Source organism: Streptomyces sp. NPDC059895 (assembly GCF_042731035.1).
Taxonomy (GTDB): Bacteria; Actinomycetota; Actinomycetes; order Streptomycetales; family Streptomycetaceae; genus Streptomyces.
Genome location: NZ_JBHWKO010000001.1, coordinates 361,181 through 374,193, shown reverse-complemented (window position 1 = coordinate 374,193; position 13,013 = coordinate 361,181). Strand labels below are relative to the sequence as shown.

12 protein-coding genes are annotated in these 13,013 nt (G+C 72.4%); 6 read left to right on the top strand and 6 right to left on the bottom strand.

The window, feature by feature from the left end; all coding sequences use genetic code 11:
* The first annotated feature begins 1 nt into the window (after window position 1).
* Together ACFV9M_RS01560 and ACFV9M_RS01555 are read left to right on the top strand one after the other, a co-directional pair.
* Window positions 2-979 carry an SCO2521 family protein gene (locus ACFV9M_RS01560; protein WP_385069733.1) on the top strand — a complete coding sequence of 326 codons (978 nt, stop codon included), beginning with the start codon at window positions 2-4 and terminating at the stop codon, window positions 977-979.
* Window positions 980-1,065: 86 nt separating this feature from the next.
* Window positions 1,066-2,052, top strand: coding sequence for a DUF6879 family protein (locus ACFV9M_RS01555; RefSeq protein ID WP_385069735.1), 987 nt, complete (start codon window positions 1,066-1,068; stop codon window positions 2,050-2,052).
* Between the two features lie 36 nt (window positions 2,053-2,088).
* On the opposite strand, the gene ACFV9M_RS01550 is transcribed toward ACFV9M_RS01555, so the two are convergent.
* Window positions 2,089-3,336, bottom strand: coding sequence for an MFS transporter (locus ACFV9M_RS01550; protein WP_385069737.1), 1,248 nt, complete (start codon window positions 3,334-3,336; stop codon window positions 2,089-2,091).
* Window positions 3,337-3,480: 144 nt separating this feature from the next.
* Between ACFV9M_RS01550 and recO the strand changes: the two genes are divergently transcribed.
* Entirely contained in the window at window positions 3,481-4,227 is a 747-nt protein-coding gene (recO, locus tag ACFV9M_RS01545; RefSeq protein ID WP_385069739.1) for a DNA repair protein RecO, read from the top strand.
* A gap of 23 nt (window positions 4,228-4,250) precedes the next feature.
* Entirely contained in the window at window positions 4,251-5,087 is an 837-nt protein-coding gene (locus ACFV9M_RS01540; protein ID WP_385069741.1) for an isoprenyl transferase, read from the top strand.
* Between the two features lie 112 nt (window positions 5,088-5,199).
* On the opposite strand, the gene ACFV9M_RS01535 is transcribed toward ACFV9M_RS01540, so the two are convergent.
* From ACFV9M_RS01535 to ACFV9M_RS01520, 4 genes are read right to left on the bottom strand one after another with little or no spacing between them, the layout of a single operon-like run.
* Window positions 5,200-5,616, bottom strand: a complete 417-nt coding sequence (locus ACFV9M_RS01535) for a Fur family transcriptional regulator (protein ID WP_385069743.1) — start codon at window positions 5,614-5,616, stop codon at window positions 5,200-5,202.
* A 60-nt stretch (window positions 5,617-5,676) separates the two neighbouring features.
* Window positions 5,677-6,579 carry a metal ABC transporter permease gene (locus ACFV9M_RS01530; RefSeq protein WP_385069744.1) on the bottom strand — a complete coding sequence of 301 codons (903 nt, stop codon included), beginning with the start codon at window positions 6,577-6,579 and terminating at the stop codon, window positions 5,677-5,679.
* Window positions 6,579-7,364: a metal ABC transporter ATP-binding protein gene (locus tag ACFV9M_RS01525; RefSeq protein ID WP_385069746.1), complete on the bottom strand. Its 786-nt coding sequence runs from the start codon at window positions 7,362-7,364 to the stop codon at window positions 6,579-6,581. Before ACFV9M_RS01525 ends, ACFV9M_RS01530 begins: the two co-directional genes overlap by 1 nt.
* A gap of 17 nt (window positions 7,365-7,381) precedes the next feature.
* Window positions 7,382-8,350, bottom strand: coding sequence for a metal ABC transporter substrate-binding protein (locus tag ACFV9M_RS01520; RefSeq protein WP_385069747.1), 969 nt, complete (start codon window positions 8,348-8,350; stop codon window positions 7,382-7,384).
* A gap of 217 nt (window positions 8,351-8,567) precedes the next feature.
* Here ACFV9M_RS01520 and ACFV9M_RS01515 point away from each other — a divergent pair, with 217 nt between their 5' ends.
* Entirely contained in the window at window positions 8,568-9,950 is a 1,383-nt protein-coding gene (locus tag ACFV9M_RS01515) for a glycine--tRNA ligase (protein ID WP_385069749.1), read from the top strand.
* A 313-nt stretch (window positions 9,951-10,263) separates the two neighbouring features.
* On the opposite strand, the gene ACFV9M_RS01510 is transcribed toward ACFV9M_RS01515, so the two are convergent.
* Window positions 10,264-11,799 carry an FAD-dependent monooxygenase gene (locus ACFV9M_RS01510; protein WP_385069751.1) on the bottom strand — a complete coding sequence of 512 codons (1,536 nt, stop codon included), beginning with the start codon at window positions 11,797-11,799 and terminating at the stop codon, window positions 10,264-10,266.
* Window positions 11,800-11,964: 165 nt separating this feature from the next.
* Here ACFV9M_RS01510 and ACFV9M_RS01505 point away from each other — a divergent pair, with 165 nt between their 5' ends.
* Window positions 11,965-12,987 (top strand): aldo/keto reductase, encoded by a 1,023-nt coding sequence (locus ACFV9M_RS01505; RefSeq protein ID WP_385069753.1) that lies wholly within the window; start codon window positions 11,965-11,967, stop codon window positions 12,985-12,987.
* The last annotated feature ends 26 nt before the right edge of the window (window positions 12,988-13,013 follow it).

Below are 13,013 nucleotides of genomic sequence, written 5' to 3'. Positions count from 1 at the left end.
CATGGGCGCTCCCGGCACCGGCACGGACCCGGTCCTCAGCTGCGGGGAGGTGCGCACCTGCCTGCTGCCCACCCGGGACGCGGTGGACGAGCGGGCCGCCGAACGGCTGCTGCGGCTGCGCCCCGACGAACGGGTCCGGCTCTCCCGGCGCCCCAACCGGTACGCCGTCTCCCCGGACGTCCTCACCGGCGTCGACAGCCGGCTGCCCAGCGCCGGCGGCGCCAAGGTCCGCGCGGTCGGCACGGTGACCTCCCGCGCGGCCCTCGTCGAGGGGCGGGTGCTCCAGGCCACCGCGTACTTCTCCGCCCCCGCCACCGGCCCCGACCGGCGCCGGCCCTGGGGCTACTACCTGGTCCGGCCCGGCGTGCTGGTCCCGGTCGGCGCCCTGTCCCCCCGGGCGGTGGCGGAGGGGTTCCTGACCCGTCACGGACCGGACGAGCTGGACGTCGGCTCGATCGCCGAGGGCCGGCTGTCGGGCATCTCGCGCCTGCTGCTGGACTCCTTCGACCCGCCGCTCACCACGTCCGACACCCGGGTCCGCTGGGCCGCGTCGGCCGCCTCCGGCGGCACGGAGCCGCCACTGCGCCTCACCGTCGCCGACGACGGCCTGCGCACCCTCGAACTGCGGCTGCCGCCCGGCACCGCACCGGCCGCCGCGGCCGCCCTGTGCGAGGACCTCGCCCTGCACGACTGGCTGCTGACCACCGTCGTCGACAAACTGGACGGCCTGCGGCTCGGCTCCGCCGACGGCCGGGCCGCGCTGAAGGTCCTGCGCCCGCTCGTCGACCACCTGCTGCACCTGTGGCTGCCCAAGGCCCGCGTCGAGCGGTCCCTGGAGCCCCTGTGGGACCTGCTGGAGAAGGAACCCGGGCTCAGCCGCCAGTGGGAGACCCAGGTGCGCCGCGTCCGCGACCAACTGCTGCTCCAGGCCATCCTCACCCAGCGCGAGGCCCTGGGCGCCTCGCTGACCACGTCCTGAAGACGCCCGAACACCAGCCCTACGACGAGCCCTACGACGAGCCCTACGACGCCAGTTCCGCGCACGATCCCGACGGGGGAAGAAAGATGACCACACCGACACGGTCCGACGGTGACAGCGCACGGCAGTTAACCCTGAAACTCCTGGTCACGGTAGTGACGGGTGGTGCCGTCTACGTCCTCACCAACGTCCTGCTGCCGAAGGAGGAGGGGCCCTGGCAGCTGGTGCTGTCGGTGCTCTGCGGCGGCACGGTGCTGATCGTGCAGTTCATGGCTTCCTTCGTGAACCAGCTCAGCGACCTGAAAGACGTGGTGGAGAAGCGCTTCGCCGACATAGGCGAGGCCACCAAACTCTTCAACGAGGTGGAGAAGCTGCGCGGCGACGGGGTGCCCCGGCTCGCCGAGCACGCCACCAAGGTCGTCTCCATGGGGCCGGAGATCCTGCACGAGTTCGCGCACGAGGAGATCAACCGCCTCGCCCGGCAGATGGAGAAGCTCACCAACCTGAGCGCCGACTGCGCCGGGGAGAACCACGACTGGCTCATCAACCTCACCCAGGGCTCCAGGGCGAGCATCGACGCCGTCAGCACCACCGTCGTCGACGACGACTTCTGGAACAGCGAACCGGCGGGCCGCTACCTCACCGCGCAGCGCGAGGCGATGCAGGAACGGCAGGTCACGGTCCGGCGGGTGTTCATCATGAAGGAGGGCCAGGACCGCGACTCCCTCGCGGCGCTCGCCGCGACCTGCAAGGAGCAGGGCGAGATGGGCATCCAGGTCCGGGTGGTGCCCCAGGAGCGGATCGCCCGCCGCGTCGGCCGCGGCAAGATGATCGACTTCATCGTCTTCGACGAGGCGATGTCCTACGAGATCCAGGCGGACCTGGACGGCGGGATCTCGTCGACGGCGGTGAACGCCGGCCTGAGCGAGGTCCAGACGCTGATCCGCCGGTTCGGCATGATCTGGGAGGCCGCCAAGGACCCGAACGACGACCCCGCGCTGAACGGCCTGCTGAACGGCGTGCCCGACGGAGTCCCCGTCCTCCCCGACGGGACCGACCCGGACGGCGAGTGACGCCCCCGGGCCGGACCCGGCCCAGCTGGGCCTGGCCTAGGGTGCGGCCTTCGCCGCCTCGGCCGCGGGCTCCGGTGCGCGGAGCCCGGGGGCGCGCAGCAGCAGGGGTGTCGCGAGCAGGAGCAGACCCGCGGCGGCGATGGCGGCGCGGGCGCCGACGAGGGCCGCCAGGGCGCCCCACAGGGCCGTCAGGGCGGCGACGCCGGCCTTCTGGGAGATCGTCCACGCCGACAGCGTCCGGGTGACCCGGTCCGCCGGGGTCAGCTCCAGCCGGCTGGTGGCCAGGACGGGGTTGTAGACGGCCGCGCACCCGATCAGCCCGCACTCGACGGCCATGACGAGCGCCAGCCCGCCGGGCCCCGGCCGCACGCAGGCCAGCCCGAGCGTCCAGCACGCGCGCAGCGTCCCCGAGGTCAGCAGGACCCGGCGCCGTCCGTACCGGGCGACCAGCCACGGGGCCAGCCGGGAGCCGGCCAGGCCGGCGGCGCAGGGCACGGCGAAGGCGAGGGCGTACTGCCAGGGCGCGAAGCCGAGCGGGCCCAGCATCAGGACGGCCAGGGGCGGGGAGGCGGCCAGGATCAGGCCGTTGACCAGCACGGTGTTGAGGAACAGGGGCCGCAGGGTGCGGTGGGTGAGGAGATGACGCCAGCCTTCGAGCAGCTCACCTGCGCGCGGGCGGCCACCGGCGCCCTCGCGGACGGGCGGCGTCTCGTGCCCGCCGACCGCGCGCAGGCCCGCCGCCGACAGCAGATAGCTCACCGCGTCCGCCGCCACCGTCACCACCGGCCCCAGCAGGCCGACCGCGGCCCCGCCGAGCGGTGGCCCGAGCACGGCGGCCGTCCAGGTCGTCGACTCGAAGCGGCCGTTGGCGACGAGCAGGTCCTCCGGCGGGACCAGCGCCTTGAGGAAGGCGCCGCTCGCCGCCCGGAAGCAGATGTCCGCCGCGGCGACGACCACCGACACCACCAGCAGCTGCCCGAGCCCGAGCCCGCCGAGCGCGAAGGCCGCCGGGACGCTCAGCAGGGCCGCGCCCCGCACCAGGTCCGCGGCGACCATCACCGGCCGTTTGCGCCGGAACTCCACCCACGGCCCCAGCGGCACCGCCAGCACCGCCCCCACGGCGGGCCCCACGGCCGCCAGCGCCGCCACCTCCGCCGGCCCGGCGTGCAGCACCAGCACCGCGATCAGCGCGAACGCGTCGAACGCCAGCCAGGTACCGAACGTACTGACCGTGTACGCCCCCCACAGCCACCCGAACGACCGCCCCAGCGCACGCCCGGCCACCGCGCCTCCACCCGTCCGTAGGAACCGGGCGATCGTAGTGGGTGCCGCACGCGCCCCTCCCCGCGTAGGCGAGAATGGGGCCATGAGCCCGCTCCGCGACGACCGTGTCCTGCCGTGCACCCGGCAGGGCCGCGGCGGTGCGCGATGAGCCTCTTCCGCGACGACGGCGTCGTGCTGCGCACCCAGAAGCTCGGTGAGGCGGACCGCATCATCACGCTGCTGACCCGGAGCCACGGCCGGGTCCGGGCCGTCGCCCGGGGCGTACGCCGCACGAAGTCGAAGTTCGGCGCCCGCCTCGAACCCTTCTCCCACGTCGACGTGCAGTTCTTCGCGCGCGGGAGCGACCTGGTCGGGCGCGGGCTGCCGCTGTGCACCCAGAGCGAGACCATCGCCCCGTACGGCGGCGGGATCGTCAGCGACTACGCCCGCTACACCGCGGGCACGGCCATGCTGGAGACCGCCGAGCGGTTCACCGACCACGAGGGCGAGCCGGCGGTGCAGCAGTACCTGCTGCTCGTCGGGGCGCTGCGCACCCTGGCCCGCGGCGAGCACGCCCCGCACCTCGTCCTCGACGCGTTCCTGCTGCGCTCCCTCGCCGTCAACGGGTACGCGCCGAGCTTCGGCGACTGCGCCAGGTGCGGCATGCCCGGACCGAACCGGTTCTTCTCGGTGGCCTCCGGGGGGTCCGTGTGCGCCGACTGCCGGGTGCCCGGCAGCGTCGTACCGTCGCCGCGGACGCTGGAGCTGCTGGGCGCGCTGCTCACGGGAGACTGGGCGACGGCGGACGCGTGCGAGGCGCGCTACGTCCGGGAGGGCAGCGGGCTGGTGTCCGCCTACCTGCACTGGCATCTGGAGCGCGGCCTGCGCTCCCTTCGGTACGTGGAAAAGTAAGCAGCGAAGGAGACGAGAACCACATGGTCGTACGCGGGATCCTGGGGCGCCAGCGGCGCCAGTACCGGGCGCCGGAGCCGCACCCGTCCGGCGCCCGCCCGCCGAAGCTCCCCGGCGAGCTGGTTCCCGAGCACGTCGCGATCGTCATGGACGGCAACGGCCGCTGGGCCAAGGAGCGCGGGCTGCCGCGCACCGAGGGGCACAAGGTCGGCGCCGAGCGGGTCCTCGACGTCCTCCAGGGCGCGGTCGAGATCGGCGTGCGGAACATCTCCCTGTACGCCTTCTCCACCGAGAACTGGAAGCGCTCGCCCGACGAGGTGCGCTTCCTGATGAACTTCAACCGCGACTTCATCCGCAAGACCCGCGACCAGCTCGACGAGCTGGGCATCCGGGTGCGCTGGGTGGGCCGTATGCCCAAGCTGTGGAAGTCGGTCGCCAAGGAGCTCCAGGTCGCCCAGGAGCAGACCAAGGACAACGACCTGCTCACGCTGTACTTCTGCATGAACTACGGCGGCCGCGCGGAGATCGCCGACGCCGCCCAGGCCATCGCTCAGGAGGTGCGGGCCGGCCGCCTGGACCCGTCCAAGGTCACCGAGAAGACCCTCGCGAAGTACCTCTACTACCCGGACATGCCGGACGTGGACCTGTTCCTGCGGCCCAGCGGTGAGCAGCGCACCTCGAACTACCTGCTCTGGCAGAGCGCCTACGCCGAGATGGTCTTCCAGGACGTCCTGTGGCCCGACTTCGACCGCCGCGACCTGTGGCGGGCCTGCGTCGAGTTCGCCTCCCGCGACCGCCGTTTCGGCGGCGCGATCCCGAACGAGGAGCTGCTGGCGATGGAGGGGAAGGAGTCCTCGTAGGGGACCCGTGCGGAAGGGGCGCCCGGTCCGGACCGGGCGCCCCTTCTCGTGCTCCCGGTGCCTCCGGTGCCTACGCCTGTGGCTCCGGGGCCTCTGCCTGTGCCTCCGGTGCCTACGCCTGCGTCGCCGCGCAGTCGGAGCAGGTGCCGAAGATCTCCACGGTGTGCGCCACGTTCACGAAGCCGTGTTCCGCGGCGATGGCCTCCGCCCACTTCTCGACGGCCGGGCCCTCGACCTCGACGGCCTTGCCGCAGGCGCGGCAGACGAGGTGGTGGTGGTGTTCGCCGGTGGAGCAGCGGCGGTAGACGGACTCGCCGTCGGAGGTGCGCAGGACGTCGACCTCGCCGGCGTCGGCGAGGGACTGGAGGGTGCGGTAGACCGTGGTCAGCCCGACGGAGTCGCCCTTGTGCTTCAGCATGTCGTGGAGTTCCTGCGCGCTGCGGAACTCCTCGACCTCGTCGAGCGCCGCAGCCACGGCGGCACGCTGCCGGGTGGCCCGGCCCTTCACGGGCGATCCAGCGGTCGTCACCGTTGCCTCCTCACGTCTGCGCCTTGCCTGGGCCATTGTGCCAGCCCGGACTGTGCGTGGTCAGACGCCGACTCCGTCGCCCGCCTCCCGGGTGGCGGGAATCGTGCACTCCGCCGGGTCTCCCGCGGGATGTGCCGCGGCGAGCGCGCGGGCGCGGCGGCGGGCCAGCGGGGCGGCCAGGGTGGTCAGGGCGATGAACGCCGCGATGGTCAGCAGCACGATCGTCGCGCCGGGCGGGACGTCCTGGTAGTACGAGGTGACCGTGCCGCCGATGGTGACGGTGATGCCGATGGCCACGGCGATCGCGAAGGTGGCCGCGAAGCTGCGGGTGAGCTGCTGGGCCGCCGCCACCGGGACCACCATCAGGGCCGAGACCAGGAGCAGTCCCACGACGCGCATCGCCACGGTCACCGTGACGGCCGCGGTGACCGCGGTGAGCAGGTTCAGGGCGCGCACCGGCAGTCCGGTCACGCGCGCGAACTCCTCGTCCTGGCTGACCGCGAACAGCTGGCGGCGCAGGCCCAGGGTGACGAGGACCACGAAGGCCGCGAGGACGCAGATCGCCGTCACGTCCGACTCCGACACCGTCGACAGCGAGCCGAACAGGTACGAGTTGAGGTTGGCGTTGGAGCCGGTCGGCGCGAGGTTGATGAACATCACGCCGCCGGCCATGCCGCCGTAGAAGAGCATCGCGAGGGCGATGTCGCCGCGGGTGCGGCCGTACCAGCGGATCAGTTCCATCAGGATCGCGCCGAGGACGGAGACGGCCGTCGCCATCCACACGGGTGACCAGGACAGCAGGAAGCCGAGGCCGACGCCGGTCATCGCCACGTGGCCGATGCCGTCGCCCATGAGGGCCTGGCGGCGCTGGACGAGGTAGATGCCGACGGCGGGGGCGGTGATGCCGACCAGGACGGCGGCGAGCAGCGCCCGCTGCATGAAGGCGTAGTTCAGGAAGTCCATCAGCTCAGCAGTCCCGTGCGGATCGGTTCGGTGCCCGCCGGCGCGTGCGGGTGTACGTGGTCGTGGCCGGGCAGCGCGTGCTGGCCGACCGCGCGCGGGGGCGGGCCGTCGTGCGTCACGCAGCCGTCGCGCAGGACGACCGCCCGGTCGATGAGGGGCTCCAGCGGGCCCAGCTCGTGCAGCACCAGCAGGACGGTCGTACCGGCCGCTACCTGCCCCCGGAGCGTGTGCGCGAGGACCTCCTGGCTGGCCAGGTCGACGCCCGCCATCGGCTCGTCCATGATCAGCAGCTCGGGTTCGGCGGCGAGCGCGCGGGCGATGAGCACCCGCTGGTGCTGGCCGCCGGAGAGGGCGTTCACGGAGTCCTTGGCCCGGTCGGCCATGCCGACGAGGTCCAGGGCGTGCCGTACGGCCTCGTGGTCGGCCTTGCGCAGGACGCCGAACCGGGCCCGGGACAGGCGTCCGGAGGAGACGACCTCGGTGACCGTGGCCGGGACGCCGCCGGCGGCGGTGGTGCGCTGCGGTACGTAGCCCACGCGCCGCCAGTCCCGGAAGCGCCGCCGCTCGGTGCCGAACAGCTCGATCCGCCCGGCGGTGACCGGGACCTGGCCGATGACGCTGCGCACGGCCGTGGACTTGCCGGAGCCGTTCGCGCCGAGCAGCGCGACGACCTCACCGCGGTGCACGGTGAGGTCGATGCCGCGCAGGACGGGGCGCGAGCCGAGTTCGGCGCGTACCCCGCGCAGCGAGATGACGGGGTCGCCCTGTGCGTCCCTTGCGTCCATGACGCCCTCCGTGGAGATCACTTGGTTCCCAGTGCCGTCTGCAGCGCCGTGAGGTTGGCTTCCTGGACCGCGAAGTAGTCGTCGCCGCGGGACTTGTCGGTGATGCCCTCGATCGGGTCGAGGACGTCCGTCTTCAGTCCGGCGTCCTGGGCGAGGGTCTTGGCGGTCTTGTCGCTGACGAGCGTCTCGTAGAAGACCGTGGTGACGCCGTCGGCCTTGGCCGTCGTCTGGAGTTCCTTGACGCGGGCGGCGGTCGGCTCCGACTCGGGGTCGAGGCCGCTGATGGCCTCCTCGGTCAGGCCGTAGCGCTCGGCGAGGTAGCCGAAGGCGGCGTGGGTGGTGATGAAGACCTTGGACTCGGTGTCCGCGAGGCCGGTCTCGAACTTCGTGTTCAGCGCGTTCAGCTTCGTGACCAGGGCCGCGGTGTTCTTCTTGTAGGCGGCGGCGTGGTCCGGGTCGGCCTTCTCGAAGGCCGCGCCGACGCCCTCGGCGACCTCGGCGTACTTGACCGGGTCGAGCCAGATGTGGGGGTCGAGGCCGCCCTCCTCGTGGTCGTGCCCCTCCTCCTCTTCCTCCGCGTGCTCGTCGGCGTGGCCGTCGACCTCGGTGCCGTGCTCCTCGAGCGTGGTGAGCGAGGCGGCGTCGATCTTCGTCTTGACCCCGGACTGGGCGACGGTGTCGTCGACGGAGGGCTGGAGGTCCTTGAGGTAGAGCACCGCGTCGGCCTCCTCGACCGTCACGCGCTGCTTGGCGCTGATCTCCAGGTCGTGGGGCTCCTGGCCGGGCTCGGTCAGGGTGCTGACCTTCACGTGGTCGCCGCCTATCCGCTCGGCGAGGAAGGCCATCGGGTAGAACGACGCGACGACGTCGAACTTGTCCGTGTTCCCGGCCGCGGTGCTCTCGCCGGAGCAGGCGGTGAGGCCGGTGAGGCCGAGGGCGGTCGCCGCGGCGAGGGCGGTGCCCGGTATGAGTCGTCGTACGTTCATGACAGTCATTTTCAACAAATATGGAAACCGTTGTCAACAAAGTATGCGCCGGGACCCGCGCGGAGGCGATACCGGGCGTGCCGAGGGGGAAGCGGGAGGCGGGGCAAGGTCATGAGGCGGTCCCCGATTTGGTCGAGGGGGAGCCCCCGCCGGTACCCTGAAGCATTCGCTGGAAGCATCTCGCTTCGTCGCCCGTCGTCGTAATGAAGAGAGCACCGTGGCCGCCGACAAGATCGACACCATCGTCAGCCTGAGCAAGCGCCGTGGCTTCGTATTCCCCTGTAGTGAGATCTACGGTGGCCAGCGCGCCGCCTGGGACTACGGACCGCTGGGTGTCGAGCTCAAGGAGAACCTGAAGCGCCAGTGGTGGCGCTACATGGTGACGTCGCGCGAGGACGTGGTCGGTATCGACTCGTCCGTCATCCTGGCCCCCGAGGTCTGGGTCGCCTCCGGTCACGTCGCCACCTTCACCGACCCGCTCACCGAGTGCACCTCCTGCCACAAGCGGTTCCGCGCGGACCACCTGGAGGAGGCCTACGAGGCCAAGCACAACCGCCTGCCGGAGAACGGCCTGGCGGACCTGAACTGCCCCAACTGCGGCAACAAGGGCACCTTCACGGAGCCCAAGCAGTTCTCCGGGCTGCTCTCCACCCACCTCGGCCCCACGCAGGACTCCGGCTCCGTCGCCTACCTGCGCCCCGAGACCGCCCAGGGCATCTTCACCAACTTCGCCCAGGTGCAGACCACTTCGCGCCGCAAGCCGCCGTTCGGCATCGCCCAGATGGGCAAGTCCTTCCGCAACGAGATCACGCCCGGCAACTTCATCTTCCGCACCCGCGAGTTCGAGCAGATGGAGATGGAGTTCTTCGTCAAGCCGGGCGAGGACGAGAAGTGGCAGGAGTACTGGATGGAGCAGCGCTGGAACTGGTACACCGGCCTGGGCCTGCGCGAGGAGAACATGCGGTGGTACGAGCACCCGAAGGAGAAGCTCTCCCACTACTCCAAGCGCACCGCTGACATCGAGTACCGCTTCCAGTTCGGCGGCAGCGAGTGGGGCGAGCTGGAGGGCGTCGCCAACCGCACCGACTACGACCTCGGCGCCCACTCCAAGGCCTCCGGCCAGGACCTCTCCTACTTCGACCAGGAGGCCGGCGAGCGCTGGACCCCGTACGTCATCGAGCCGGCGGCCGGTGTCGGCCGCGCGATGCTCGCCTTCCTGCTGGACGCCTACGTCGAGGACGAGGCGCCCAACGCCAAGGGCAAGCTGGAGAAGCGCACGGTCCTGCGCCTCGACCACCGTCTCGCCCCGGTGAAGGTCGCGGTGCTCCCGCTCTCCCGCAACCCCGAGCTCTCCCCGAAGGCCAAGGGCCTCGCCCAGGCGCTGCGCCAGCACTGGAACATCGAGTTCGACGACGCGGGCGCCATCGGCCGCCGCTACCGCCGCCAGGACGAGATCGGCACGCCGTTCTGCGTGACGGTCGACTTCGACACGCTCGAGGACAACGCCGTGACGGTGCGCGAGCGCGACTCGATGAAGCAGGAGCGCGTGTCGCTCGACCAGATCGAGGGCTACCTGGCCGCGCGTCTGATCGGCTGCTAGCCACGCCGTAGGCACGAGGCCGGCTCCGGCGGGGATCCCGCCGGGGCCGGCCTTTCGTCTGTCACGGGCGGTGTTCCCGCACCCGCCGCGCTGCCGGCGGCTGCGGGGCGGGACGTTCGCGTCGGGACGTCTGCGTCGGTCTCCGTGCCGTCGTCGTGGCCGGCGCGTGCCGTCGTCCTCCTCCGCGCGCGTCGTCGTAGCGGCTCGCGCGTGCGCTCTCGTGGTGTGCCGCCGGGCCGGCGCGTTCGGCGCCGTCGGCGCCGTCGGCGCCGTCGCCCGGGACGGCTTCGACGGTGCCGTGCGGGACGGCCGTCTACCGGCCCGAGCAGGTGAGTGCGGCCAGGGCGTCACGGAGGGCGGAGCCGTTCGGCGGGCGGTGGTCCCAGCGGGCGCCGACGTGGCCGTCCGGCCGGATCAGCAGTCCGCCGCGCGTGCCCAGGCCGCACAGGCCGGCGTGTTCGCCCGACAGGGGCTCGACGCGCAGCGGCCGTGCCGCGGCGGCCTGCCCCTCCCAGCCCGGGGGATCCGGCGTCAGCAAGGTGAACCACTCGCCGAACGCGTCGAGCGTGGAGCGGCCCGGCGCGAGCCAGAAGTGCGGCATGCGGTGACCCGGCTCGGCGGTGGGAACGTAGTCCACGCCACCGTCGGACGCCGCGTCGGAGCCGTAGGCGACACCGAGGACGAGGCCCAGTTGGGCGAAGTACTTCTCCGACCAGGGCAGCCCGGCGCCGGCCGGCGCCGCGGCACCGGCCAGGAGCTGTTCCCGGCGCCGGCTCTGCACCTGGAACATGAGCCGGGTGTTGGTCACCGCCTGGCGGAGCGTCCGGTGCGCGACGGGCAGTCGTTCCGTCTCGTAGGTGTCCAGCAGGCCCGGTCCGGCCCACCCGCGCAGGACGCCCGCCAGTTTCCAGCAGAGGTTGTGCACATCGGCGACGCCGGCGTTCATGCCCAGACCGCCGGCCGGGGGGATCGCGTGCGCGGCGTCGCCGGCCAGCAGCACCCGGCCGACGCGGAGTCGCTCGGCGACGAACGCGTTCACCACCCAGTGCTCCACCCGCAGCACCTCGGCGCGTACGCCGGCGTCGGCGCCGAGGGCGCGTGAGACGAGACCGGGCCAGTCGGCGCCGGCGGTGTCCTCGGGTGTGGGCGCGATCCAGCCCCAGCCTCCCTCGGGGTACAGCGGGAGGAACGATCCATCGGTGGTGAAGTACACCCCGGCGGGCTGGCGGGCGCGCCAGTGGTTGAGGTCGGCGTCGAACACGACGGTGGTGAGGCGCCCCACCGCGCCGGGGCCCGTGGTGCCGATCGCCAGCCGTTGCCGGACGAAGGAGTTGGCGCCGTCGGCGGCCAGGATGTGACGGGCGCGGACGCGGGTTCGCGTACCGCGTCGGCGGTCGACGAGCACGGCCACGACGGACTCGGCCTCCTCGGCCAGGTCGACCAGCTCGACCCCGAACCGCACCGGTGCGTCCGCCGCGCCGAGAAGGGTGGGTTCCAACCGGTCCTGCGAGGTCACCACGCCCAGCGCGGGGCTCTCGGGGACCGGCGCGCGGACGCCGATCATCGCCTCCGTGGCGAAGTCGCGTCCGTGCAGGGCGTCGCGGAAGCGGACGCGGCCGTACTCGCGCGGGAACGCGCGGGCCGTGATCGCGGGGGCGACGCCGAGCCCGCGGAAGATCTCCATCGAGCGCACGTTGACCAGCCGGGACCGGGGGAAGGGCGACAGCTCGCCGTGCTTCTCGACCAGCAGAGTCGTTACGCCCCAGCGCTCCAGGAGCGCCCGTGCGGTGAGCCCCACCGGCCCACCGCCGACGATCAGTACGGCCACCTCGGCGTCCGCCGCAGACATGTCGGGTTCCACCCGCTCCATCTTCCGCCCCCCGCGGCCGGCCGCAACACACGACGAACGACGCATAACAAAGAACGGATGGCAGATAACGGATTACAGATAGCGGATGACAGATGACGGCTGACAGATATTGAAATCTGTCAGCTCTGCTGCCAAGCTGTCCGCATGACCACACCCACGCGCACTCTCGGTACCACCGGCCCCCAGCTCTTCCCCCTCGGCCTCGGCTGCATGGGCATGTCCGCGGCGTACGGCGACACCGACCGAGGCGAGTCGATCGCCACGATCCACGCGGCCCTGGAAGCCGGCGTGACCCTGCTCGACACCGGCGACTTCTACGGCATGGGCCACAACGAACTGCTCATCGGCGAGGCCCTGCGCACCGCCCCCGCCGCCCGCCGCGAGCAGGCGCTGCTGAGCGTGAAGTTCGGCGCCCTGCGCGCCCCGGACGGCAGCTGGAGCGGCTACGACGGCCGCCCCGCCGCCGTGAAGAACTTCGCCGCCCACTCCCTCCAGCGCCTGGGCGTCGACCACATCGACGTCTACCGCCTCGCCCGCCTCGACCCGGCCGTCCCGATCGAGGAGACGGTCGGCGCCGTCGCCGAGCTGGTGGAGCAGGGGTACGTCCGGCACATCGGCCTCAGCGAGGTCGGCGCCGAGACCATCCGCCGGGCCGCCGCGACCGCGCCGATCGCCGACCTCCAGATCGAGTACGCGATCATCTCCCGCGGCATCGAGAGGGAGATCCTGCCGACCCTGCGCGAGCTGGGCATCGCCGTCACCGCGTACGGCGTCCTCTCCCGGGGCCTGATCTCCGGCCGCCTCACCGCGGACCGGCAGTTCGCCGCGCACGACTTCCGGGCCCACTCCCCGCGCTTCCAGGGCGACAACCTCCGGCACAACCTGGACCTGGTGGAGGGGCTCAGGAAGATCGCCGAGCAGAAGGGGGTGACGGTCGCCCAGATCGCCTTCGCCTGGGTGCTGGCCCAGGGCCCGAGGCACGGCACGCACATCGTGCCGCTGGTCGGCGCCCGCACCCGGGAGCGCCTGGCCGAGGCGCTGGGCGCCCTGGACGTGTCGCTGGACGCGGCCGACCTGGCCGCGATCGAGGCGGCGGTCCCCGCGGACGCGGCGGCCGGCGAGCGCTACCCGGCCGCTTTCATGGCCGACCTCGACAGCGAGCGCTGAGCCGTGCGCCGGGTACGGTCTCTTGC